Source organism: Photobacterium sp. MCCC 1A19761 (assembly GCF_037389125.1).
Classification (GTDB): Bacteria; Pseudomonadota; Gammaproteobacteria; order Enterobacterales; family Vibrionaceae; genus Photobacterium.
Map to the genome: position 1 here is coordinate 38,831 of NZ_JAZGTF010000010.1, position 23,050 is coordinate 61,880.

A 23,050-nucleotide genomic window follows, 5' to 3' on the forward strand; every position below is an offset into this window, starting at 1 on the left:
AACCATATTTTGCACGCTTGCCATTCGGATTATCATCTTCTTATTCGGAGCGATTCAGGTTTTTTTTCAATCCCAGCTTGCTGGGCAAACAGTAAAAGCCTCAACGCTACACACCACGTTGAGGCTATAGTTTATATGCAAATTTGGTTGGTTTGATTGCAATAATTAGATGATTAGAAAGTAATAGTCACCGTCACCGTTGCAACGTTAGATACAGTGCCATTTTGGTCTTTCACTTTATAGGTGAATGAGTTATCAGCTTTATGGAATGCTCTGTATCGGAAAGTACCGTTGCCGTTGTTAGTTATCTCACCATAAAAAGAGTTGGGTGGGGTAACTACGACAATAGAACTTGGATCCAGTGGTACGGCACCTGCTTCATCATTTTCAATGACATTTATCGTAAATTCCCTGCTGACGGAACCTGACGCTTTATCATCGACGGCTTTCGGAGCTACCGTTGGTGCTGCTATTTTGCCTCCGTTCAGGAATGGTTGAACTGGCGGTAGGTTCTTCGCTGCACGGCCTCTGGCACCAACTGCTGGAAGGCGAGTCCAGTCTTCTATTGCTCGGCCTGTACCATCGTCTTGTACAGTAAATTCATCCCCAATAGCACCACCTGGGACCAGTAACTGTGGGCGGTCAAAGGGAGCTTTTTCCCAGCGAACACGCTCATCTGTCAATGACATCAGGAAAGCAACTAGATCCGCTTTTTCATTTTCATTCAGGTTTAGCTCGGTAATATCGGGATCCAGATTAGAGGTTGTACTGTTACCAGCAAAACCCGTGGAATCATTGGAGTGATCGCCTGAACGGTTGCCGCCACGGTTATAGAAGTTAACCACCTGCCAAAGCGATGACATACCACCGTTATGCATATATGGGCCTGTTAGTTCTACATTACGCAGCCCTGGTACTTTAAAGGAGCCGAATGTTGCATCCCGTTCCCCCGCTAACACAGGTTCACCTGGACGTGCTTCGAAGGTGCTTGGATCGACCTGGAAGCTGTCTGGTACATTCTTGCCATCTGCCATATGTTTGGCTTGCATCGTAAATGAGAGGGGGTTACCCCAAGGGTCCAGCCCACCAAGCCCGAGATCTTCTTTGGTTGGACGTACACCGATATTGTAGAAACCGTTATCATACAGGGCTTCTAGTCCATCACCCATCAGCATCCGCTCTACCAGGCCTTCTTCTTGTGCCTCTCCAATTAAATGAGTGGCAGCTTTGGAAAACCCAGGACCGTTGTGGCAGTTGGCACATTTACCTTTACCAAGGAAAATACCCATTCCGCGAAGTTCGGACGCATTGAGGGCTGTAGTATCACCATCCATATAACGGTCGAACGGCGAATCATCGGAGATTAATGTACTTTCGTACATTTGGATAGCCAGGCCCCAGAATAGGGTAAAGTTATTTTCCATCTGGGTATATCCATCAACCATCTGTGGGGCTTTCCAGTATTCATCGTTAAAGGCATCCATTATCAGCTTATTGTAGTCAGTTATCAGACCTTTTCCGGGATAAGCGCTTAATGAACCGAGTACACTGTCTGTTGGATCAACCTCTTGTAGCTGTAATGGTCTGAGGCGGAGCAATTTTTTCGCTGTTTCTTTAAATGTTTTGTCCCTACATGACATTTCAAATGAACTGCTAACTGGCCCAACGGCCTGAGAAGCCGCGCTTGAGTTGACGAGGGAAACTTTTTTCGGAACAAGTGAAGCGCTGAATTTATCGTAGCGGAGAACGTGGGCATCTTTATTACGCAAACCAAAAGGATCTACACCATTGAAGACGTTATTGGCCCGTCCATCCCAGAAATTTCGGAAGTTGAAAATCGCATTAATGACCGTTGGCGTATTACGTGGCTCGACTTTTCGTGTCGCAATGTGAGTCACGTTGAATATGTCCATGTCCGTGGTACAATTTTCTCTACCGTCACCGAATTCATGAGGATAGTTGTTTCCTGACAGGTCAATAAAGGTCGAGGCAAATACCCCTTGAGATGAGGCGACATCATCACTGTCGAACAGAACATTGGAGTGCCTGTCATCAGGGTTTTCGTACTTCCTGAAGGGAAAGTCCTCAACTTTTAACGTATAATTTGGCCCACCGGCACCACCCGATAGAGTCGGGTTAAATATTTCTTGCAGTGTAACGTCGGTATTGTTTAAACCTGGACTTAACTGATTTTTTACCCTGCTGTCTGCCCCTGCGCTGAAGTGACAACTACCGCAACTTTGTCCTTGGCTACCGACTTGCATGTCCCAGAAGAGGGCTTTACCAAGCTTAATTGCAGCCTTTTTATCCTTAATAAACTCCTCAATTCCTGGAACCGGGGCAGGTTTAACTCCCTTCAAGGAACTAATTGGTGAAGTCGGTACAGCCGGTACGGCTTCCGCAAAAACTAGGCCGCCAGAAAGCCCGAGGCACCCTACGGCTATCAGAACGCCTATGTGATGGCGTTTTAATGTTATTTTATTATTCATTATTCCCCCTATCATCCATTCGCTATGATGAAACTATTTCTTTATATACGAGAAACAGTTTCATGACTTTCAGAATGGCAGTTATTAATTGTCTTGATTATTAAACTTGTGAATTATAAGGTTTGTTTTTTATTTATTTAATAAGAAAGTGGTATGGAGCAACATATAGGTTATTATTGAAAATGATAAAATTATTTAATAAGAAGAAAGTGAAGCAATGCCACTGAAGTGAGACTCGTAAAAATAACTTGTGTATCAATTGATTAACTCGAATGGTTGTGAGGGGTGATTTTGCTCTTATCATAAATTCTTTGTTTTCACGCTCACTTTTTTATTTTCAAGGTATCGTGTTTATGAAAGTGTTTTTTTTTTGATTTTATTTGATGGAAATAGTAATTCATCTAAATCAGATGACTATTTTAGACACAAGCTTGATTTAAAACTCATGTGTCATGAAGGTGGGCGTTGTTGAACAATTCAGCTATGGGAACGCTTAAGTCCGCTGGCTTTGTTACTGCACTGGCCGCGTATGGTGGTTATCGCGTTTTCAACACATGGCGCTGGCAACTTGTGAATCAACCGTATTAAACACTTGAAGGCATAGAAATCAAATGGATATCCCGCAAGAGAACTTTTTGTATCCATGATTTTTTATCTTACGAATGGAAGATAAAGTTCTCAATCATCTCAAAAATTTATTGGGGATGTGGAAGCATATACAGCAGAAGTAACTAAGAACCACTTCCCCAAATAGCATTCACGATGAAATGAGTTTTAACATTCCACCCGTTCTATGCACCACAACAAACATAACAGGTTATCCGCTGCTGTCCTTTTGCCATGCTTCGCTAAAAGGAGCAGAAATGAGAAAATGTATCGCTAATTAGCATTAACAGACTGTGAATGATCTTGAGCACTAACGCAAAATGGAGCAAATGTAAGTTAGAACAAACAATGTGCAAGTAGCGATATCCTTGATAGAAGTGTCATTGATGAGCTGAATCAAATGACGATGTCTGCCGATGCTGCCAGCCACTGTTGGTGATGCCAGAAGTGCGGTGTCTTTCAGGCTACCGGTGAAGGATTTAAGTCAAGCAGCACAAATGCATTGGCGGATTTCCGGGCAACGCCGGGAGAAAAAGTCATCCATATCGGATGCCTTTGGGGGGATGTGATCATGCGATTGAGTCACTCAGGCGAAGCCAGCGTTGAACGCAACAAGCGGCCATTTGCTTAGTAGGCTGTTTCCGTGTTGGTTGTTTTCATGGTTTGATAGCGGGTGATGGCAATAATTGTTAGGCTGGCTGCGATAAAGCCGGGCACCACACCGAACAGGTCGAAAATGCCGCCCTGGTTCTGGTTCCAAATTAGGGCCTGTACGGCCAGGCGAGCAATCTGTAACACCATTTTATCGGCAGCCTGTGGGCGGTTAGGCGGATTCACTACAAACGGTGAGGTAATCATTGATGGCTGCGTTCATACCTCGCTCTATGCACTCAATCATCAGAACATGACCAATCGACACTTCTTTGATGCCCTTGATTTTAAGGAAGTGAGGCAGGTTTTGAAGATCCAGATCGTGCCCGGCATTGACATCCAAGCCTAGTGTCCGGAATTAGTTGAACACATCACAAAGCGTAGAAACACTGTGGCTCTGCTTGAGTTTCTCGACTAGCGAGAATTGTTCAGCGAGTCGGACATCAAGAGAGCTGTAGCCTTTTTTAATATTTCATTATGTTCTTCGAGGCGAGCCAGTTTCTTCTTTAACTCACGGATCTCGATTTGTTCTGGCGTCATCGGGGAAGCTTTAGGTGAAACGCCTTGTCGCTCTTCTTTGAGTTGGCGAACCCACTTATCCATGGTGGATGTACCGACATTCATTGCCTTGGCTGCTTCAACTACCGAGTAGCCCTGATCGAGAACCAACTGCGCGGCTTCAAGTTTAAACTCGGGGCCAAATGTTCTTCTGCTACGTTTTGTCATTGTGTCACCTGTTAACTTCCGAGGTGATGATATCACCTCTAATCAGGTGGCCAAATTAACTATGCCGCTACAGAAGCGTGCATGACCATCCGGCAGGTATGCAATTGGTCTTTCATCTCAACAATACGTGGAGAGACGTTGATGTTGCTCTACAAGCAAAAAAGCTCGGCATTGCTCTGGAACAGCTGTCAAAATCGGCAATGCGTGAACTTGGGTATAATGGTTTCGTTTTAGGGTTCTGCGGTTATTCCGAGGATGAAATGGGTGATGCGCTGAATACTTTGCTAAGCGAACTTGTCAGGGGACAAAGCGGTGTTCATCGCCTCGATGCTGGTAGGGAGGGGAATTAACTCGGTGTTGGGTGTCGCGCTGATTTCGCGGAAGTCCTGAATCCATATTGGAGTTTAAGTGTCTGAATTAAAAGGTATTTATCGAGATTCTTTTTTGAGCGTTACTGTTCAGACTGGCTGTTGTGTTGGTGGCTATTCAGTGGACGTTATGGATAAAAGTGAGTTAGACATTCAGCTCGACGTTGTCCACTTCGGAATAGTGGGGCTTAGTCAAAATGTAGCATTCGACTTTGAGGTTAGAATTCATGGCCTATTTATATTTGGTGTTTGCAAGTGTTCCAAGTAAAGATAGAAATGTCGAGAAAAGCTAATGTGGACATATTAGCGTTACTGTGTAATACAACAATATGACCACAATAAAGTTGAATTCTAGACCTTAAGTTCTAAGGGGTGATGATGCAAAGAGTGCCCGCTGAAGATAGAATGCAAATCAATCACAGCTACTGATATGTATTGATGAAACGTTCTGCGCTCGCGAAGAGGATATCACACTGTTTTTTCTTTTTCGCATATTCGGTCGTGCCTTCCTCCAAAGAATCAAGAACTTCTTTAGCTATATGGTATTCCCCGACCATCTTTTCAAATTTTTCTTCGAAATCGCTTTTTCGCATTTTTTTGCTAACTTTTTTAACTGGTTTACGCATAGTTTCCTCTTTCCATCAAAGGTCTAATAGTTTTTTTTGTTCACGCTCTAGCAGAATATCTTCGATTTTTCGTCTTATTTGATGAATATTATTAGGCTTCTCATCTTTAACATCTTGAACATCATTACTACCTTTACGCGGCCTACCTCTGAGTGCTTTATTTTTCAAGGTTTAACTTCCATTTCTGATTGAATATTAAACGTCCCTAAACTTAAGCCTTGCGAGTCATTAATTTCGCCAGTGTTGGTCAACTCACAAAATGAAAAATTCAAGTCAAAGAAACCTGTGTTCACTCTGGATAAGATATGGCGCTTTAATACATCGCTATTTAGCTGAAGTATGCTGGCAGACCAAGTGGTCTTGATAAAATGAAGATGGTAATTTACGATGAACAAATAGTTTTTGTCCTTTTGATATTTCCGGATCGCGAACGATGTCATACCAATATAACTTGCTATTGGTTCTTCGATTTATATTAATATTCACTAAACATTGGACTAGAAAAGTCTCGCCATAACTAGGCAATAAACGAAACCTCCCTAAATATCGATTAAGCTAAAGAAACGTTCGCAGCTTGTGGGCCTTTACCACCCTGCTCGACATTAAAAGTTACTTTTTGGCCTTCAGCCAACGTTTTAAAACCGTCTGTAGTGATAGCTCTGAAGTGAACAAAAACATCAGCGCTACCATTATCTGGAGTGATAAATCCAAAGCCTTTTGTTTCGTTAAACCATTTTACTGAACCAGTCGTCTTGTTCGACATATATACCTCGATACATTAATAAATAAAAGCTACTAAATCGGGAATAAAGAAAAAGGTATCACAGGATAAATATGACGAATTGAATCGAAAGAAAACTGAGAAGATCTTGAACTAAATATTTCATTAATAGCTCAGCTTTTTGAGCTGCAGCCACTATACACGTTATATACATAATAGATAGTTATTTCTGTCTTATTTTTAATTTCCATTAAAAACAAACACTTAAAGCTGGTCGTTTTTAAGCCACCTAAAGCAGCCTAACTCAATAAATGCATCATTTCTGCTCCCTTAACGTAGCAAAACTAGCGTCATGGGCAATCGATTTTATTTGTCACACCGAGAATTAAAAAAGCAGAATAGTCCTCTGAAAGCCTGAAGCTTGTCCCTCTAATGATTAGAAAAAGTAGCTCTATTCTCATGCAGTAAACGGTGATGGGTCTGTTGCTCTAACCAAATTTGGAGGTAAAAGTGAGTTAGACCAAACAATGTGTAAGACGCGTTTTTCTTGACAGAAGTGCTATTTTTTGACGACATTCGATGATGATGTCTGCTGATGCTGGAAACAACATGTTGGTGATAACTAAAGTGAGGTGTCGTTCTGGCTATCGGTAAGTTATTTCAGTGAAGTGTCACAAGTGCGTTGAACATTGGGCTACAGGCGGGAGAAAAAGGCATCCATATCGGATGCATTTGGGAAAAGTGATGTGATCATGCGATTGAGTCACTCAGGCGAAGCCAGCGTTGGACACTAAAAGTGGCCACTTGCTTAGTCGGCTGTCTCAGGTTTTGTCGTTTTCATTGCCTGACTGGGTGTTGGCGTTCACGCAATCAAAGATCGCTAAAGAAGTGCATGGCTGAGCACGCAATTTCCCCCACGGCTGCCACAATGAAGGAAGCGAACCGGAATGGTTTTGGCAGCAGGAGGGGGAATGAACCGACGAAATTTTCTGGCGTGCTGGTCGCTGGCAATGTGGCCGGCTGTCTGGTTGCCCTCAGCCTGGGGCAGGGGGGCGCTGGCCCGGACACCTTCGCAGACTGAAGGGCCGTATTATCCTGTGGTTGCGATTCCGTTCCGGGAATCCCTGATCCTGGATCAGGAAGCGGTGGACGGCACCCCGATGTGGCTCAGTGGCCGGGTGCTGGATATGAGTGGTCATCCGGTGACGGATTGCCGGGTCGAAATTTGGCAGTGTGACGGCGCCGGGATTTATCATCATCCCCGCCAACCCGGCCGTGCACAGGTCGATCGCCATTTTGCCGGTTTTGGTGCAATGCTGACCGACAGCCAGGGCCATTACCGATTTCATACCCTTTATCCGGTGCCTTATACCGGGCGGCCACCGCATATTCACGTCAAAATCTGGCAGGGCGGGCGCGAGTTATTAACCACCCAGCTCTATTTGCAGGGCCAGACCGGCAACGAGTGGTGGGCCCGCAACCGCGAAGCGCTGCAAATTGACCCGCTGCCGCATTCTGATGGTCTGGCGGCGAATTTTGATTTTGTGGTGTGATTTTGTGATGTATTAGCCGGTTCTGAATACAAAAAACCGGTGCGAGTGCACCGGTTGGCTGGGAAGATGTGGGTCACTGATAATCTTCAATCGGTGTTCTATCGATCGCAATTGGCGCTTCAGTGTGTTGATTACTCCGCCGAACTGTCAATCCGGATCATCACCGCATCCGGGCGCCAGTATTCAAATTCACAGTCCATCAAGGCGCCGTCCTGTTTATAGTTGACCCGGCAGATTTTCAGCACCGATTGGCCTTCGGCCAGGTTCAAGGCTTTGGCGACATGGCTCGGGGCTGCGGTTGGGATCACATCAAAGCGGGAGCGTTGGGTGTGGTAACCATATTTTTCAGCGAACAGGCCGGTGAGTGACAGCGTCAGGTTTTCCTCCAGGATCCCCGGGAACAGGTTGGTCATCAGGCAGTTTTCAACAAACAGTACCGCCCGGCCATCAATGTAGCGCAAGCGCTCAATGATGTGGATGGGGGTAAGCTGACGAATATTCAGCGCGGCGGCATATTCTCCGGCAGCCATTTCGGTCCGGGTGTTGAGCAAACGGGTTTCGGCGATCCGGTGTTGTTCACGGATCATCTGGTGAAAGTGGCTGCGCGAGAGCGGGTTGTAGCAAATCCGCTGCGGGGAAACAAACCAGCCACGGCGCTCCTCCCGATAAATCAGGCCTTCGGTCTCCAGCGCAACCAGCGCGTCCTTAATCGTGATCCGTGTGGTGTCAAACAGCGTGCTCAGCTCGCGCTCGGAAGGTAGTTTCTGCCCGCCGTTCATCATTCCGGATTGGATCTGCTGACGAATGCTGGTCTTGATTTTTCCGAGTTGGGTTGGCGTTTTGGTTGGTGTATTCGTTTGTATAGCCATCACTGAACTAGTCCAAAAACTGTTGATGTGAAAAATGTACGACATCTTTATCACAGAAAAATGACAGTAAAAGTGAGGGATTTCTATGGGTTTTGAAACATGAATGACAAATAAGTGCCTTGAATTTGTCATAATCCTGCACCGAAATCGTCACACTTCATCCATAGGATAAAAAGTGAACTTACTGACCTAGTCCAGAAAGGATGGAGACGATGAATACTTTGTTAACCCGCACGCTAGTCCTCAAAACCACGCTGCTTGCCACCACACTTTCAGCCACCGTTTATGCAAGTGACGCAGACCTGGAATCGCTGGTTGAAGCCGCGAAAAAAGAAGGGGCCGTTTACAGTGTCGGGATGCCGGACAGCTGGGCCAACTGGAAAGATACCTGGGCCGATTTGAAAGTCAATTATGGGCTGCAGCACCAGGATACTGACATGAGCTCGGCGCAGGAAATTGCCAAGTTTGAAGCGGAGAAGAAAAATGCCACCGCGGATATCGGCGATGTCGGTTTTGCCTTTGCCCGTGTTGCGGTGAAAAAAGGTGTGACCCAGCCTTATAAACCAAGCACTTGGGAAGAGATCCCGAACTGGGCGAAAGATAAAGACGGCCACTGGGCCCTGGCGTATACCGGGACGATTTCTTTTATCTCTAACAACAACCTGGTGAAAAACCCGCCGAAATCCTGGGATGATTTGCTCCAAGGCGATTACAAAGTTAGCGTCGGGGATGTAGGCGTCGCGGCTCAGGCCAACAATGCCGTACTGGCGGCGGCGTTTGCGCAGGGCGGAGATGAGTCAAACCTGAAACCCGCGATTCAGTTCTTCTCCAAGTTAGCCAAGCAGGGACGTTTGTCGTTCACTGATCCGGGGCTGGCGAACCTGGAGAAAGGGGAAGTGGAAGTTGCGATTCTGTGGGACTTCAATGCTCTGAGTTATCGTGATCAGATTGACCGCGACCGCTTCACCGTCAGCATTCCGCAAGACGGCTCGGTGATTTCCGGTTACACCACCATTATTAACAAGTTTGCCAAGAACCCAAATGCCGCCAAGCTGGCCCGTGAATATATCTTCAGTGATCAGGGGCAAATCAACCTGGCAGAAGGTTATGCCCGCCCGATCCGCAGTTCTATCACCCTGCCGAAATCAATTCAGGACAAGCTGTTGCCGAACTCGCAATACACCAATGTTCATCCTGTAACGGATTTTAAAGCCTGGGAAAAATCGGCCCGTAAACTGCCGCGTCAATGGCAGGAAAACGTTCTGATCCACCAGCAGTAAGAGGTCTACATGAGCAAGAAGGTGATTCTTGTTGTGCTCGATGGACTCAATTACCAGGTCGCCCATGATTGCATGGGCTACCTGCATGGATTGATTGAGCAGCAACGCGCAACACTCTACAAACTCCAGTGTGAGCTGCCGTCGATGTCACGTCCGTTGTATGAGTGCATCCTCACCGGTGTGCCGCCGGTGGTCAGTGGTATCGTCAATAACCAGATTGTCCGCCGCTCGCACCATGAATCGATTTTCAGCCTGGCCAAGGGGCAGGGCAAAGTGACCGCCGCTGCGGCCTATCACTGGGTCAGCGAGCTGTACAACCGCGCGCCTTATGCCGCAGTGCGGGACCGGTTTACCCACGATGAAACGCTCAATATTCAGCACGGTCGCTTTTATCACTGGGATCAATACCCGGATGAAGCGCTGTTTCTGGACGCGGAAGATCTGCGTCGCCGCTATCAGCCGGACTTTCTGCTGATCCACCCGATGAATATTGATGATGCCGGGCACCAGTTTGGACTCGATTCCCGCCAGTACCGCAACTGCGCGCGTGGCGCTGATATTCATCTGTCCCATTATATCGAGTCCTGGCTGGCCGATGGCTACCAGATCATGGTTACCAGTGATCATGGCATGAACAACGATTTGTCTCACGGCGGCACGCTGGCGGAAGAGCGCGAGGTGCCCCTGTTTGTGATTGGCGAGGGATTCAGCCATCAGCGCGGCGCGATCCGGCAGACCGAGATCTGCGGTACAGCCTGCCAGTTGCTCGGCCTTGAACACGACAAACCTTACGCCCAGGAAATTCTAACCCCATGAGTAGTTCAGTGATGATCCCGGACAAAGCGGGGTCTCCAGCGCAGCGTGGCCGATTTACCGGCCTGAGAAAGCTCAAACCAGCCGTGTGGCTGGTGCCGTTTGCGCTGTTTTTCTATCTGTTCCAGCTGGCCCCGATGGTATGGGTGCTGACGAACAGCTTTATTTACGAGGGTGAGTTTTCCTTTGAGAACTACCTGGAAATTTTAGACTCCAGCTTCATGCTGCAAGGGTTCAGCAATAGCCTGTGGCTGGCCTGCTGGTCGAGCGTTTTCGGGCTGGCGATTGCCACCCTGCTGGTGTCCTCGTTGCGTCGTGTAGATTCTAAGCTGCGCGACGGGGTGATTGCGTTTACCAATATGAGCAGCAACTTCTCCGGTGTGCCGCTGGCTTTCGCCTTTATCATCATCCTGGGCGTCAACGGCGCCATCACCCTGCTGCTCAAACAGTATGGTCTGATTGAAGACTTCAATCTTTACGGCAAGTGGGGGCTGTTGGTGATTTATATCTATTTCCAGATCCCGCTGGCGGTGCTGTTGCTGTATCCGGCCTTTGATGCACTCAGTGACGACTGGCAAGCCGCCGCGGCACTGCTGGGTGCCAACACCCGGCAATACTGGCAGAAGATTGCGTTGCCGGTGTTATCGCCGGCGCTGCTCGGGACTCTGATCATCCTGATCGCCAATGCCATGGGCGCTTATGCCAGCGTCTACGCCCTGACGTCGGGCAACTACAACGTGATCACCGTGCGCATCGCCAGCCTGGTCTCGGGGGATCTGTTCCTGGAGCCGAACTTGGCGGCCGCGATTTCGGTGCTGCTGATCACCCTGCTGGCCCTGATCACCTTCATTAACCAGTGGCTGATTGCCCGCAGTTACGCGGCGAGGGGAACCCATGCAAAACGCTAATGTCACTTTTCACAAAACCGTGGTGTACACCATTGCCGGACTCATGCTGATCCCGTTGATTGCGACGCTGGTGTATTCCCTGTCCTCAAGCTGGGGCGCGACGATTCTGCCGGACGGCTTTACGCTGGACTGGTACGGCAAACTCCTGACCGATGCCCGCTTTCTGGCAGCCTTCGGCCGTTCGCTGTTTATCTGTATTGCTGCGCTGGTGCTCAGTGTGGTGCTGATCATCCCGGCCATTTTCGTGGTGTTCTACTACTTTCCCAAGCTCGATAAGCTGATGAACATCCTGATCCTGTTGCCGTTTGCAGTGCCGCCGGTGGTCTCTTCCGTCGGCTTGCTGCAAATCTATGCCGACAGCAGCGTGCCGCTGGTGGGCACACCGTGGATTTTGATTGGCACTTATTTCACCATCGCACTGCCGTTTATGTACCGGGCGATTGCCAACAGCTTCGAGGCGATCAACCTGCATGACTTAATGGATGCGGCGCATCTGCTCGGTGCCAGCACCGCGAAAGCGTTCCTGCTGATTATTGTGCCGAACCTGAAAAAAGGGCTGATGGCATCGCTGTTCCTGTCGTTTTCATTCCTGCTCGGCGAGTTTGTATTTGCCAATATTCTGGTCGGCACCCGGTTTGAGACGCTGCAGATTTATCTTTACAACATGCGTCAGACCAGCGGGCATTTTACGTCTGCGTTAGTGATGACTTACTTCCTGTTTATATTTTTCCTGACCTGGCTGGCGAGCCGTTTTAGCCGAGGGGCAAATTCATGAGTTACGTAACCGTCAATCAACTGACCAAGCGATTTGGTGACAACACCGTGTTTGAAGACATTGGGTTTCAAATTGAGCAAGGGGAGTTTGTCACCTTGCTGGGTCCGAGCGGCTGCGGCAAATCGACGTTGCTGCGCAGCCTGGCCGGACTCAACCCGGTCGATGGCGGCGAAATTTGGGTCGACGGCGTGAATATTACCCACCAGGTGCCGCAACAGCGGGAAATCGGCATGGTGTTTCAGTCCTATGCGCTGTTCCCCAATATGACAGTGGCAGAGAACATCGCGTTCGGCCTGAAGATGAAAAAGCTCCCGGCCGCGACGATCGCCAAGGAAGTGGCCAAGGTGATCGCGCTGGTCGAGCTGAAAGGCAAAGAGAAACATTATCCGCATGAGCTTTCCGGTGGTCAGCGCCAGCGTGTGGCACTGGCCCGGGCACTGGTGGTTAAGCCGCGAATTTTGCTGCTCGACGAGCCGCTGTCGGCGCTGGATGCCAAAATACGGAAACACCTGCGCCAGCAGATCCGGGATATTCAGCAAGAGCTGAACCTGACGACGGTGTTCGTCACCCATGATCAGGAAGAGGCCATGATTATGTCTGATCGCATTTTCCTGATGAATCAGGGCGAAATCGTCCAGCAGGGCTCGCCGGAAGCGATTTATACCCATCCGGCCAATGAGTTTGTCGCCGGGTTTATGGGCCATTACAATCTGGTCGATGCCGACAAAGCCCGCCAGCTGTTTGCGATTGAAACCGACTGGAAAGTGGCGATCCGCCCGGAGTCAATTTATGTCAAAGAAGCCGGACGCCAGTATGGTTCACATATTTCGGCGCCGCAGCAAGGTACGATTAAGCACCATCAGCTGCTGGGTAATGTGATCCGCTACGGGGTTGAAGTCAGTGGCTGCGAACTGACCGTCGATTTGCTCAATCGCTCCTCGGAGCGGCTGATGGCCCCCGGCAGCCAGCTGGAGCTGCTGTTTAACCTCAATGAAATTCAACCTGTGAGAGCCTGAAATGTCCAAACCGCTGTATGTTTTTGATATGGACGATACCCTGTTTGATGCAGACTGCGCCATGCTGTGGAATGCGTTTCTGGTCGAGGAGGGGATTGTCACGACTCCCGGTTTTCTGGAGCAGGATCGGCAACTGATGGTGCGCTATGCCAAGGGTGACATGAAGATGGAAGATTATCTGACGTTTTCCATGGCGCCTCTGGCGGGGATGCCGAAAGCACAGCTGACCGCGCTGGTGGATCGCTGTGTTGACCAGCATATCCTGCCGAAACTGTTTCCTCAGGCTGAAGCGTTGATCCGCCAACTCAAGCAGGATGGGGTGACGATGGTGATCATTTCCGCTTCGGTGGCATTTCTGGTTGAAGCGATCGCACGGCGGATCGGCATTGAGCACGCCATCGGGATCAATCTGGTCGAGACAGAAGACAGCTATACCGCTGCCATTGAGGGCACACCGAGCTATCGCGAAGGCAAAGTGACGTGCCTGGAGCAGTGGTTACTGGCTCAGCCTGAGGGGTATTCGGAAGTCCATTTCTACACCGATTCCATCAATGATTTGCCGTTGTGCCTGCATGCAGACTATGCCTACCTCGTGAATCCGTGTGCGCAGTTGGTGCAGCACGCAGACCGGGAAAACTGGCAGGTACTGAACTGGGGGTAATGCCTGCTCAGCAGACCAAGCACATCTCGTAAACACCGTCCTTGAGGCGGTGTTTGTCTATCTGTGCACAGCAACACGTGTTTCGTGAGCGCCCGAGCAGGAAAAAAAAATGGCGCCTGACTTTTAACCGCAGACAAACCAGGCGTTGGCGGCGGCGGTGATATAGGCCATCGGGTGGTGCCATTCCATCGGCTCCAGCGCCGGGGCGGTGCGAATGTCCCCTTTCAGTTTGGTCGTCGCAGCGACTTTCACCAGGCCGTTATTCACGCTGTGGACCGTTCCCCGGTAGGTATACCCGACGTTTTCTCCTGCCGGTCGGTTATACAGGCACACCAAGGAGCCGACATTGGTGTAGATATACTGGCTCTCTTCGTTCCAGAATTCGGTTGCGATGGGCTCTTTTTCAGGCTGGAGCAACTGGCCGGTGGTGGGGGCCGGAAGTAGCTGGCGGTGCTGAGAATAGGGTTGATAGCCGAGCACCTTCGCCGCCTGATACCATTCGTTCGGATCCGCTTCCGTGTTTTCAATCACTTTCAGGGTCACGAAAGGCCCGTCCAGGCACAAGTCGGCCCATAACTCGGTGCTGGAAATTCGGGCGTAAAAGATCGGCTGTTCATTAGCCGTGTCCGGATAATTCACACACCAACTGCCGGTATCCTGATGAATGATCTTGCCCTTGTTGACATCACAAACTCGTTTGGCCAACTCATTAAATTCGGCCATGTCCTGCTGGGCTGCCGCCGGGCTGCTGGCGCAATAGCGGTAGGTAAAGGAAAACGCGCTCTTGGGATAGAACAGTCCCTTGTCCACTTCAGCGCCGTTGCTGCGGGTGTCATTCATGCGAATAAAGCTCTCTGCCGAACCCCGGAAACTATATTCGCTGCCACCGGAGAAAAAGGAAGATGTGCTGCTGCAACCCGCAACCAGTAAGGGCAGGAGCGAGATGAGTGACAAGCGGTTAGGGCAGATTTTCATAGACAAGGAGACCTGTGAAGCACGCAAGCGAATACCATTAAGTATATAAGACTCAGCGGCTTAAAAGCGCAACTATCATTGGGGATGCTTCTCAACAATGAAACGCCGAAGTCCTGAAAAGCGTCAAGGTTGTCCCGGTTGGGGACGCGCTGAGTCGGCAGGCTGGCAAGGCGGGGCCTGTAGTCAGCAGGGAAGAGAAGTACTGTGAGCTAACCATGAAAAACGCCCTGCAGTTGCAGGGCGTGAATTGAACGGGCCGAATCAGGCAAAAGGGGAACAGGGTGACGACAGCAATTTATGCCTTGGTCAATGCCTGGTTCAGCCACTGATCAAACTGGCTTTTCGGCAGTGCGCCGTTGATGGTGTCGACCATCTGGCCGTTTTTGAACACCATAATGGTCGGGATACTGCGGATGCGGTACTGTGCCGCCAGCGCTTGCTGGGTTTCGGTATCGATTTTAACGAAGCGGACGTCGCCGTTTCGCTCGGCTGCAACATCTTCAAAAATCGGCGCAAAACCGACACATGGGTTACACCAAGGAGCCCAGAAATCAACCACAACCGGTTTGTCGCCCTGGATCAGGGACAAGAAGTTATCGATGGTGCCTTCAACCGGTTTGCCATCCAGCAATTTGTCTTTACAGGCGCCGCACGTGGCTGCGTCATTGATGCGCTCGGCAGGAATTCGGTTCATTGCCTGGCAGTGTGGGCAACGGGTAGTCAGTGTACTCATAATTGCGTTCCATTTAGCGGGATTGGCAATAATGTAACGACTACCCCAAGATTAGAAAAGCCGGAAAAATAGATTGATGCGATAGAAGCTTTCTATCAGGCTAGCGCGCAGTCCGGAGCAGTGCGCCAGCCTAACGGACAAAGACGGCTCTGTTAGTGTAATAACCCCAGTTCTTTTGCTTCCTCAATGGTTAAGCCGCTTTCACGGATATCACGCAGCATTTCGATTCGGCGTCTGGCTTCAGCTTGTTGGCGCTTGCTGCGCGCAACGTTTGTCGCGGTTTCATCTTTGAAATCCCATTTAGAGGCGACATCTGCAATTTCGTTATGGTCGATAGAATTGATAGACACAATTACCTCCTAAAGTAACCCCTGCGTCAAATTCAACGTATCTTTATCAAACGAATTTTTCCGCGTTAAGCCAATCAAATCGACTTTGTGATATATCGCATAATTGTGCAAATTGCGTGAAATCCTGCTTTGACGGCAGGCGATTCGGGAGTATCTTTGAAGATTCCGCCCCTTGATAAAAGCGGTGTGAGATCAAGAGTTTTGCGTACACCTGTTCGCTGATTAGTGGCGATAATTTGAACGGGTGAACCCATGAAAAAGCAGGACCGGGCGGTCCTGCTTTTTCATTCTTGTGAGCCAACTGTTTTTTGAATCAATTCTTGTGCCGTTGAGACCGACAGTTGTGGTTTAGCCCCACAGACCTTCGGCCGGATGGACGGTACTGCCGTGATAGCCCAGTCCGCCGTCGCGGTCTTTGCTTAGCAGGATCGGCCCGTCGATATCGACCCAACGTGCCTGCTGTGCCAGCAGCAGGGCAGGCGCCATGGCCAGGGAGGTGCCGATCATGCAGCCAATCATGATCTCAAATCCCTGTGCTTTGGCATCTTTCAGTAGAGCCAGGGCTTCGGTCATCCCGCCGGTTTTGTCCAGCTTGATATTGACGATTTGATAGCGCCCGACCAGTTCAGGCAGCGAGCTGCGATCGATACAGGATTCATCGGCAGCGATCGGGATGATCGGATCAATGCCTTCCAGCAGGTGATCCTGTCCCGGCGGCAGCGGTTGCTCGACCATCTCCACCCCCAGTTCCGCCAGCTTCGGCAGATAGTCTTTGAGCTGCGCTAAGCTCCAACCGGTGTTGGCGTCAATGACCAACCGGGTGTCCGGCGCGGCGGCACGAACCGCTGCTACGCGTTCGATGTCGCCTTCCCGGCCCAGCTTGAGTTTCAGTAATGGGCGGTCTTTGTTCTTGGCCGCCATGGCGGCCATGTTAGACGGGGTGTCCAGCGACAGGGTAAAGACCGTGGTCACCGGTTGCGGTGCCTGATCAAACCCGGCCAGCTGCCAGCCTGCGCAGCCTTTTTGCTTGGCTTCAAGCTCAAACAGAGCGCAGTCGACGGCATTACGCGCACAACCCGGGGGCATGAGCGATAGCAACGCTTCGCGGCTGGCCCCTTGCTCGATGGCATCGCGGGCCGCTTCAATCACCGGCAGCACCGGCGGATAATCCGGCTCGAACACGTCGCTGCGTTCACACTCGCCGCGGCCGATCAGGCCATCCTGTTCAATTTCGACCACCACCACTTCGCCATGCAGCATGGGATCCATTCGGGAAATCACAAACGGCTGTTTCAACGGCCATTGTTCGACCGTGACTGTCATCTTGCGCATGGTTAGCCCTCCAGCCCGTCAACGATGGCCGCGACGCCGGTACGCACCGGATCCACCACGGGCACACCATATTTGGCCTGATAGCGGGCAATGGCTTTCATCGCGTCTTCTTCCGACAGGGACGAGGTGTTCAGGGCAATGCCGCCCAGGCGGATATTCGGGTTGGTGACCCGGCCCAGATGCAGGTTGGTTTCGATCAGGGTGTCGAAGTCCGGCACTTCAAAGCCTTCCATTTCGTCCATCTGGATCCGGCCTTCTTCGTGGCACAGAATGATCACATCGGCCTGAGCGCCGTGCAGCAAGCCTAAGCTGACCCCCGCATAGGCAGGGTGCAGCACTGAACCCTGGCCCTCAATGATGTCCCAGTGATCGACGTCATTGGCCGGGCTGAGTTGCTCGATCATGCCGGAGGTAAAGTCGGAGACCACGGCATCGATCGGCACGCCTGAGCCTTCAATCAGAATCCCGGTCTGGCCGGTCGCGCGGAAGGTCGCCTTCAGCTGGCGGTTTTCCATCTCTCTGTGAATGGCCAGAGCGGTAAACATTTTCCCGACGCAGCAGTCACTGCCGACTGTCAGCAGGCGCTTGCCTGAGCGAGGCTTGCCGCTGCCGCAGACCAGCGACAGGTCCGGATGGCGGACGTCGATCAGGCGGCGGCCGGTGCGGTTGGCCACTGCAACCAGATCTTCAATGCCGTTCAGACGAATATGCAGGCCGTTGGCGATGTCCATGCCCGCTTCCATGGCTTCAATCAGCAGGGGGATCCAGCTCTGCGGCAGGGTGCCGCCCATCGGTGCCAGGCCCAGGATCAGGGTTTTGGCACCCGCTTCCGCAGCGGCCTGAATCGACATTTCCGGCAGGCCGAGATCGGCCTTGGCTTCGGGCAGACGGTACTGGGCCAGACATTTCTCCGGACGCCAGTGGGCAACCCCTTTCGCCACTTTGGCCATTAGCAGATCTTTCGCATCACCCAGGAAAACGAGGTATGGGGTTTTCAGTTCAGTCATTGACATGGCATTGTCCTCTCTATAGGCATACATTGGCCCTTCGAACTCAATCGATGCAAAGGGCTCTGTTTGTTTTCGTAAAAAAATGTTCAGGTATAAAGCTGTTTAGGTAAAAAACTGCTTTTGTAAATCAATCGCTTTGGTAAATAAAATCAGTGCATTAGTACTGAGATGATAAAAATCGCTGTAAGTGTTCCGATTGTGGGTTGTGAAACAGCTGTGACGGTGGCCCTTGCTCTTCAATCTGTCCCTGGTGGAGGAAGATGACATGCGAGGAGACATCGCAGGCAAAGCGCATTTCGTGGGTGACCATGATCATGGTGCGGCCTTCCTTCGCCAGCTCGCGGATCACCAGCAGTACCTCATTGACCAGCTCCGGGTCGAGGGCCGAGGTCGGCTCATCGAGCAGGATCACGTCCGGATCCATCGCCAGTGCCCGGGCAATCGCGACCCGTTGTTTCTGGCCGCCGGAGAGCTGATCCGGGTACATGTGGCATTTCTCCAGCATCCCGACCCGATCCAGCAGGGCCTTGGCTTTTTCTTCGACCTCGTCTTTATCCCGCTTCAGCACGGTACACGGGCCCAGCATGACATTCTCCAGCACTGTCATATGGGTCCAGAGGTTGAATTGCTGGAACACCATGCCGAGGTGAGCGCGGGTGCGCTCGATTTGCTGTTGCAGGGCTTTGCCGTGGTGGCCGTTGGCGGCCAGGGATAGATCCAACTCCTCCCCGTGAACTCGCAGGCGGCCGCTGGTCGGGGTTTCCAGCAAATTCAGGCAGCGGAGGAAGGTGCTTTTACCGGAGCCGCTGGCGCCGATGATAGTTATCACATCGTGCTTTTTGGCTGCCAGTGAAACGCCTTTGAGCACTTCAATATTGCCGAAGGACTTGTGCAGATCATCTGCTTCCAGGGCGAACTCGGCGGGTGCATTAACGGACATGGGTCGCCTCCTTGGCTTGAACGGTCAGGGTGCTGCTCGGTGTGGGTTGTTTCTCGGGCGTCTGTCGCGCCGGGGCTTGCGCGGTGGCGCGGACCGGTGTTGACGGACGATTCACCACCACGTGCAGGTGGCGGGACAGGCGGCGCTCGAGTCGACGCCAGATCAGCACGAACACCGTGGTGATCAGCAGGTAGCACAGGGCTGCCCAGACATAGATCGAGATATCAAAGGTCTGCGAGAAGATCCGGCGGGTCTGGCCCATCAGATCCAGTAGGGTGATCACGCTGGCAATCGCACCGCCCTTGAGCATCAGGATGATCTCGTTGCCCAGTGCCGGAAACGCGATCCGGTAGGTGTGCGGCAGAATGATTTTGCGATACAGCAGCGGGCGCGGCATGCCGATCGCGACCCCGGCTTCCACTTCACCCGGCGGGACGGCTTGCAGCGCGCCGCGCAGGATCTCGATCTGGTAGGCGGTCGAGTTCAGGGTAAAGGCGAACAGGGCGCAGTAGTACGGGTCGCGGAAGAACCACCACAGGCCCAGCTCGGTCAGCTCCGGGCGAAACTGGCCGGAACCGTAGTAGACCAGAAACAGCTGTGCCAGCAGCGGGGTGCCGCGGAAAAATGAAATATACAGGCGTACCGGATACCGGCAAAGCGCGACCGGGCTGCGGCGCAGCATCGCCAGCGGCAGCGACAGCACCAGGGCAATGGTCACGGCGATGAAGGTCAGCTTCAGGGTCATGACCGCGCCGTCAAGTAATTTCGGCCCGTAGTTGATGAGCATATCGAACATAGAGGCTTCCTTTTATGAGGCGCGAATGCCGCGGTTGGCACGTTGCTCAATTCTGCCCAGGCACCATTCGAAGCACAGGCAGATGGTCCAGTAGATCAGGCAAACGGCGAGGAAGAAGACAAACGGCTTTTTCGTCGCGCCGACGGCGACGTTGGCCATCCGCATCAAATCGTTGAGCGCAATCACGGAAACCAGCGCGGTGTCTTTGACCAGGTTGATCCAGAGGTTGCCGAGGCCCGGCAGCGCCAGACGGATCAGTTGCGGTAGCTCAATCCGAACAAAGATTTGGCTGCGACACAGGCCAATCGCCAGGCCGGCTTCGATCTGGCCGCGATCCAGCGCTTGCCAGGCACCGCGCAGCACTTCTCCGGCGTAGCCGGCGAACACCAGGCCGAGGGCGATGGTTCCGGCGATAAACGGGCTGAGCTCGAAAAATTCGGCGTCGGGATTGAGGGCCTTCAGCGTGCTGTTGATCAGCATCCCGGCACCATGATAAATCATGAACAGGGTCAGCAGTTCGGGGATCCCCCGAATGGTGGTAGTGAAAAAGGTGGCGATGGCCCGGGCCAGCGGCTTGCCGGAAACCGAAGCTGCCGCAACGGTAAAGCCAAGCACCAGCCCAATCGGCAAAGTCACCAGGGCAAGGCCCAGGGTGATCCCCAGGCCGCTGAGCAGTTCATCGCCCCAACCGTGCTGGCCGAAGCTAAGGTAATCAAACCATTGCATAAAGTTTCCTCTGAGGCTGATATGCAGGTGACATCCGCTCGGTTATTTCAGCGTCAGGATGTTGACAGAGAAATACTTGTCGTTAATGGCTTGATAGGTGCCGTCGGCAACGATGTCGGCCAGCGCTTTGTTCAGCTTCTGGCGCAGGGCATCATCTTCCTGGCGCACGGCAATGCCGACGCCTTCGCCAACATAGGTCGGATCGGTGATCAGATTTCCGGCAAGCTTACAGCACTGGCCGTCCTGGCTGTCTTTGACCCAGCTCATCATCGGAATGATGTCGCCGACCTGTGCGTCCAGGCGACCGGAAACCAGATCGAGGTTCACGGCATCTTGGGTGGGGTACAGGCGGACGTCCGATTCAGGATACAGCGCAGTGAGATAGTCGCCCTGCGTACTGGAGCCCTGGGCACCGATGGTCATGCCGGCCAGCGCTTGCGGTGAAAAGTCGCTGAGCTTGGAGTCTTTGGGGACCACGAAGGTCATGGCTGATTTCTGATACGGGTTCGTGAAGTCAACGCGTTGCTTGCGCTTCTCGGTGATGAACATCGACGCAATCACGGTATCGTATTTCCCGGCGAGCAGCGCCGGGATGATGCCTTCCCAGTCCTGAGCAACAAAGGTGCACTTGACGTTCATTTTCTCGCACAGCGCATTGCCGATATCAATATCAAATCCCGCCAGCTGACCATCGGCAGTGAAGTAGTTGAATGGCGGATACGCGCCTTCCGTACCGATGCGCAGGGTGGTTTCTTTGGCCTGCGCCTGAGTAAACGGCATAGATACAAGCAGGACGGACAGTGCAAGTGAACAAGCTGTTTTTTTCATTATTATTCCCTTTGTGAGGTACTTCCTGTGTGTGTTTGCAGGTTGCCGGTTTTCCTCGGCCCTTGCGGGGCCGGGCTGCACGATCCTCTTCTACGTTATCGCAGCAACCGGACTTCAATCTGAGTGTTATTAAAATGTTAATGTTTTGCAAATGGAGAATCGTTATGCTATCCATAGCCTCACGCTATGTGAAAACTGCACGAACACAGGAAAACGGATTGCATGCTTTCTTCTCATGAACGTTTATTACGCAACTTAGACTGGAACTTGCTGTACACCTTTCTCACCATTGTTGATGAAAAGAGCATTACCGGCGCGGCGCGAAAGCTTTCGCTCAGCCAGCCCAGCGTCAGCAATGCGCTGAAGCGGCTGGAATCGCACCTCGGGGTACAGTTGATCACCCGGCGCAAAGGGGTGTTTACCCTGACCTACCAGGGCCTTCGGGTGTATGAGTTTGCCGCGTCCACCCGCCGGGTACTGACGGACATGGCGGAGCAGTTCTCGCACAATGAAAGCGAGATCCAGGGCGAAATCGATATCCAGATTGCCAGTCATATTCACTGTCCGGCCTTTGATCAGACCCTGGCCCGCTTCCATCAGCTGTATCCGAATGTGCTGATCACCATCAATACCCAGCCGAGTGCGGAAATTGTCCGGGCCGTCGGAAACGGGGAGTTGCATATCGGTTTGAGTAACAAGAAAGTGTCGCAAACCGGGCTCTGTTTTGATTTGCTGGGCTATGAGCGGATGGGATTTTACTGCGGCCGCAGTCATTCGCTGTTTGGCCGCGAGACCCTGGAGCCGGAGGCGCTCAGCGGCTTGTCCTATGTGTCGTTTGAGAGCGATCAGCCGGGGGAGGGGCTCAGTGCCATTGCCCAATTGCGGACCCAGTTGCCGTTCTGGGGCAAGCTGGTGGCGGTTTCTTCCAACGAAGAGGAGATCCGCCGCTTGATCCTGGCCGGGGTCGGGTTTGGCTCGCTGACGGTCGAAGGGGCGAAGCCATTCGTCGAGCTGGGGCATCTGTGGCAACTGCCGCCTTATGACCGCTTGCCGACGGCCGCGGTGTATCTGGTGACGCCGGAAACGACGCCGCTGACCGACGTTGAGAAACGTTTTCTGGCGATGCTGCGCGAAGCCGTCAGCCTGAATGTCGAACAGGTGTACTTTGATGAGCCAGAATCAGGGGCAACAGGCCGTGAAAGCACGTGATCCTGCGCAGAATGTTCTCTATCTAATACTTTTTTCTCACTCATAATATTCGCTGCTTATTCTCTGCGCTGATCGCCGTTTCCGGGTGG

25 protein-coding genes and 1 pseudogene are annotated in these 23,050 nt (G+C 51.6%); 9 read left to right on the forward strand and 17 right to left on the reverse strand.

Features of this window, described 5'->3' with window-relative positions; translation table 11 throughout:
- Positions 1-173 precede the first annotated feature (173 nt).
- From VV869_RS11865 to VV869_RS11875, 4 genes and pseudogenes are all read right to left on the reverse strand, one after another.
- Positions 174-2,489, reverse strand: a complete 2,316-nt coding sequence (locus VV869_RS11865; protein WP_337735120.1) for a cytochrome c peroxidase — start codon at positions 2,487-2,489, stop codon at positions 174-176.
- Between the two features lie 1,233 nt (positions 2,490-3,722).
- Positions 3,723-3,953, reverse strand: coding sequence for a hypothetical protein (locus tag VV869_RS11870; RefSeq protein ID WP_337735121.1), 231 nt, complete (start codon positions 3,951-3,953; stop codon positions 3,723-3,725).
- Positions 3,919-4,089, reverse strand: coding sequence for a pyridoxine 5'-phosphate synthase (locus VV869_RS24440; protein ID WP_443147311.1), 171 nt, complete (start codon positions 4,087-4,089; stop codon positions 3,919-3,921). The genes VV869_RS11870 and VV869_RS24440 overlap by 35 nt, the downstream gene beginning before the upstream one ends.
- Before the next feature lie 18 nt (positions 4,090-4,107).
- A pseudogene (locus VV869_RS11875) lies at positions 4,108-4,472 on the reverse strand (transposase); the annotation flags it as partial.
- A gap of 98 nt (positions 4,473-4,570) precedes the next feature.
- On the opposite strand from VV869_RS11875, the gene VV869_RS11880 reads away from it, so the two are divergent.
- Positions 4,571-4,822, forward strand: a complete 252-nt coding sequence (locus VV869_RS11880) for a hypothetical protein (protein WP_337735122.1) — start codon at positions 4,571-4,573, stop codon at positions 4,820-4,822.
- Between the two features lie 440 nt (positions 4,823-5,262).
- Here VV869_RS11880 and VV869_RS11885 read toward each other — a convergent pair whose 3' ends face one another.
- The 3 genes from VV869_RS11885 to cspE form a co-directional block, all read right to left on the reverse strand.
- On the reverse strand, positions 5,263-5,466 hold the full coding sequence (locus VV869_RS11885) for a hypothetical protein (RefSeq protein ID WP_337735123.1): 204 nt from the start codon (positions 5,464-5,466) through the stop codon (positions 5,263-5,265).
- 15 nt (positions 5,467-5,481) lie between these two features.
- Entirely contained in the window at positions 5,482-5,634 is a 153-nt protein-coding gene (locus VV869_RS11890) for a hypothetical protein (RefSeq protein ID WP_337735124.1), read from the reverse strand.
- A gap of 382 nt (positions 5,635-6,016) precedes the next feature.
- A complete protein-coding gene (gene cspE, locus VV869_RS11895; protein ID WP_337735125.1) occupies positions 6,017-6,229 on the reverse strand; it encodes a transcription antiterminator/RNA stability regulator CspE in 213 nt (70 codons plus the stop codon).
- Positions 6,230-7,158: 929 nt separating this feature from the next.
- Between cspE and VV869_RS11900 the strand changes: the two genes are divergently transcribed.
- Positions 7,159-7,740, forward strand: a complete 582-nt coding sequence (locus tag VV869_RS11900; RefSeq protein ID WP_337735126.1) for a protocatechuate 3,4-dioxygenase — start codon at positions 7,159-7,161, stop codon at positions 7,738-7,740.
- A 131-nt stretch (positions 7,741-7,871) separates the two neighbouring features.
- On the opposite strand, the gene VV869_RS11905 is transcribed toward VV869_RS11900, so the two are convergent.
- Positions 7,872-8,609: a UTRA domain-containing protein gene (locus VV869_RS11905; RefSeq protein ID WP_337735127.1), complete on the reverse strand. Its 738-nt coding sequence runs from the start codon at positions 8,607-8,609 to the stop codon at positions 7,872-7,874.
- Positions 8,610-8,821: 212 nt separating this feature from the next.
- On the opposite strand from VV869_RS11905, the gene VV869_RS11910 reads away from it, so the two are divergent.
- The 6 genes from VV869_RS11910 to VV869_RS11935 are packed head-to-tail and all read left to right on the forward strand — an operon-like array spanning position 8,822 to position 14,062.
- Positions 8,822-9,889, forward strand: a complete 1,068-nt coding sequence (locus VV869_RS11910; RefSeq protein WP_337735128.1) for an ABC transporter substrate-binding protein — start codon at positions 8,822-8,824, stop codon at positions 9,887-9,889.
- Between the two features lie 9 nt (positions 9,890-9,898).
- The gene (locus VV869_RS11915) at positions 9,899-10,705 is read left to right on the forward strand and encodes an alkaline phosphatase family protein (protein WP_337735129.1); all 807 of its coding nucleotides are present in this window, start codon (positions 9,899-9,901) and stop codon (positions 10,703-10,705) included.
- Entirely contained in the window at positions 10,702-11,610 is a 909-nt protein-coding gene (locus VV869_RS11920) for an ABC transporter permease (protein WP_337735130.1), read from the forward strand. The genes VV869_RS11915 and VV869_RS11920 overlap by 4 nt, the downstream gene beginning before the upstream one ends.
- Positions 11,597-12,385, forward strand: a complete 789-nt coding sequence (locus VV869_RS11925) for an ABC transporter permease (protein ID WP_337735131.1) — start codon at positions 11,597-11,599, stop codon at positions 12,383-12,385. The genes VV869_RS11920 and VV869_RS11925 overlap by 14 nt, the downstream gene beginning before the upstream one ends.
- On the forward strand, positions 12,382-13,401 hold the full coding sequence (locus VV869_RS11930) for an ABC transporter ATP-binding protein (protein ID WP_337735132.1): 1,020 nt from the start codon (positions 12,382-12,384) through the stop codon (positions 13,399-13,401). Before VV869_RS11925 ends, VV869_RS11930 begins: the two co-directional genes overlap by 4 nt.
- 1 nt (position 13,402) lies before the next feature.
- Positions 13,403-14,062, forward strand: a complete 660-nt coding sequence (locus VV869_RS11935; protein ID WP_337735133.1) for an HAD family hydrolase — start codon at positions 13,403-13,405, stop codon at positions 14,060-14,062.
- Between the two features lie 123 nt (positions 14,063-14,185).
- On the opposite strand, the gene VV869_RS11940 is transcribed toward VV869_RS11935, so the two are convergent.
- From VV869_RS11940 to VV869_RS11980, 9 genes are all read right to left on the reverse strand, one after another.
- The gene (locus VV869_RS11940; protein ID WP_337735134.1) at positions 14,186-15,037 is read right to left on the reverse strand and encodes a hypothetical protein; all 852 of its coding nucleotides are present in this window, start codon (positions 15,035-15,037) and stop codon (positions 14,186-14,188) included.
- 295 nt (positions 15,038-15,332) lie between these two features.
- A complete protein-coding gene (gene trxC, locus VV869_RS11945) occupies positions 15,333-15,770 on the reverse strand; it encodes a thioredoxin TrxC (protein ID WP_337735135.1) in 438 nt (145 codons plus the stop codon).
- Positions 15,771-15,922: 152 nt separating this feature from the next.
- Positions 15,923-16,120 (reverse strand): hypothetical protein, encoded by a 198-nt coding sequence (locus VV869_RS11950; RefSeq protein WP_337735136.1) that lies wholly within the window; start codon positions 16,118-16,120, stop codon positions 15,923-15,925.
- A gap of 348 nt (positions 16,121-16,468) precedes the next feature.
- A complete protein-coding gene (dgcA, locus tag VV869_RS11955; protein WP_337735137.1) occupies positions 16,469-17,452 on the reverse strand; it encodes an N-acetyl-D-Glu racemase DgcA in 984 nt (327 codons plus the stop codon).
- Between the two features lie 2 nt (positions 17,453-17,454).
- Positions 17,455-18,465: an N-acetyltransferase DgcN gene (dgcN, locus tag VV869_RS11960; protein WP_337735138.1), complete on the reverse strand. Its 1,011-nt coding sequence runs from the start codon at positions 18,463-18,465 to the stop codon at positions 17,455-17,457.
- A 154-nt stretch (positions 18,466-18,619) separates the two neighbouring features.
- Entirely contained in the window at positions 18,620-19,402 is a 783-nt protein-coding gene (locus VV869_RS11965) for an ABC transporter ATP-binding protein (protein WP_337735139.1), read from the reverse strand.
- A complete protein-coding gene (locus tag VV869_RS11970) occupies positions 19,392-20,198 on the reverse strand; it encodes an ABC transporter permease (RefSeq protein ID WP_337735140.1) in 807 nt (268 codons plus the stop codon). The genes VV869_RS11965 and VV869_RS11970 overlap by 11 nt, the downstream gene beginning before the upstream one ends.
- Before the next feature lie 12 nt (positions 20,199-20,210).
- Positions 20,211-20,924, reverse strand: coding sequence for an ABC transporter permease (locus VV869_RS11975; RefSeq protein ID WP_337735141.1), 714 nt, complete (start codon positions 20,922-20,924; stop codon positions 20,211-20,213).
- A gap of 42 nt (positions 20,925-20,966) precedes the next feature.
- A complete protein-coding gene (locus VV869_RS11980) occupies positions 20,967-21,752 on the reverse strand; it encodes an ABC transporter substrate-binding protein (RefSeq protein ID WP_337735142.1) in 786 nt (261 codons plus the stop codon).
- 222 nt (positions 21,753-21,974) lie between these two features.
- Here VV869_RS11980 and VV869_RS11985 point away from each other — a divergent pair, with 222 nt between their 5' ends.
- On the forward strand, positions 21,975-22,961 hold the full coding sequence (locus VV869_RS11985) for a LysR family transcriptional regulator (RefSeq protein ID WP_337735143.1): 987 nt from the start codon (positions 21,975-21,977) through the stop codon (positions 22,959-22,961).
- Positions 22,962-23,050: the final 89 nt, after the last annotated feature.

Coding starts and splice junctions, on each gene's coding strand:
- VV869_RS11865 (WP_337735120.1), bottom strand. CDS start 2,489: ATGAATAATAAAATAACATTAAAACGCCATCACATAGGCGTTCTGATA.
- VV869_RS11870 (WP_337735121.1), bottom strand. CDS start 3,953: ATGATTACCTCACCGTTTGTAGTGAATCCGCCTAACCGCCCACAGGCT.
- VV869_RS11880 (WP_337735122.1), top strand. CDS start 4,571: ATGCAATTGGTCTTTCATCTCAACAATACGTGGAGAGACGTTGATGTT.
- VV869_RS11885 (WP_337735123.1), bottom strand. CDS start 5,466: ATGCGTAAACCAGTTAAAAAAGTTAGCAAAAAAATGCGAAAAAGCGAT.
- cspE (WP_337735125.1), bottom strand. CDS start 6,229: ATGTCGAACAAGACGACTGGTTCAGTAAAATGGTTTAACGAAACAAAA.
- VV869_RS11900 (WP_337735126.1), top strand. CDS start 7,159: ATGAACCGACGAAATTTTCTGGCGTGCTGGTCGCTGGCAATGTGGCCG.
- VV869_RS11905 (WP_337735127.1), bottom strand. CDS start 8,609: ATGGCTATACAAACGAATACACCAACCAAAACGCCAACCCAACTCGGA.
- VV869_RS11910 (WP_337735128.1), top strand. CDS start 8,822: ATGAATACTTTGTTAACCCGCACGCTAGTCCTCAAAACCACGCTGCTT.
- VV869_RS11915 (WP_337735129.1), top strand. CDS start 9,899: ATGAGCAAGAAGGTGATTCTTGTTGTGCTCGATGGACTCAATTACCAG.
- VV869_RS11920 (WP_337735130.1), top strand. CDS start 10,702: ATGAGTAGTTCAGTGATGATCCCGGACAAAGCGGGGTCTCCAGCGCAG.
- VV869_RS11925 (WP_337735131.1), top strand. CDS start 11,597: ATGCAAAACGCTAATGTCACTTTTCACAAAACCGTGGTGTACACCATT.
- VV869_RS11930 (WP_337735132.1), top strand. CDS start 12,382: ATGAGTTACGTAACCGTCAATCAACTGACCAAGCGATTTGGTGACAAC.
- VV869_RS11935 (WP_337735133.1), top strand. CDS start 13,403: ATGTCCAAACCGCTGTATGTTTTTGATATGGACGATACCCTGTTTGAT.
- VV869_RS11940 (WP_337735134.1), bottom strand. CDS start 15,037: ATGAAAATCTGCCCTAACCGCTTGTCACTCATCTCGCTCCTGCCCTTA.
- trxC (WP_337735135.1), bottom strand. CDS start 15,770: ATGAGTACACTGACTACCCGTTGCCCACACTGCCAGGCAATGAACCGA.
- dgcA (WP_337735137.1), bottom strand. CDS start 17,452: ATGCGCAAGATGACAGTCACGGTCGAACAATGGCCGTTGAAACAGCCG.
- dgcN (WP_337735138.1), bottom strand. CDS start 18,465: ATGTCAATGACTGAACTGAAAACCCCATACCTCGTTTTCCTGGGTGAT.
- VV869_RS11965 (WP_337735139.1), bottom strand. CDS start 19,402: ATGTCCGTTAATGCACCCGCCGAGTTCGCCCTGGAAGCAGATGATCTG.
- VV869_RS11970 (WP_337735140.1), bottom strand. CDS start 20,198: ATGTTCGATATGCTCATCAACTACGGGCCGAAATTACTTGACGGCGCG.
- VV869_RS11975 (WP_337735141.1), bottom strand. CDS start 20,924: ATGCAATGGTTTGATTACCTTAGCTTCGGCCAGCACGGTTGGGGCGAT.
- VV869_RS11980 (WP_337735142.1), bottom strand. CDS start 21,752: ATGAAAAAAACAGCTTGTTCACTTGCACTGTCCGTCCTGCTTGTATCT.
- VV869_RS11985 (WP_337735143.1), top strand. CDS start 21,975: ATGCTTTCTTCTCATGAACGTTTATTACGCAACTTAGACTGGAACTTG.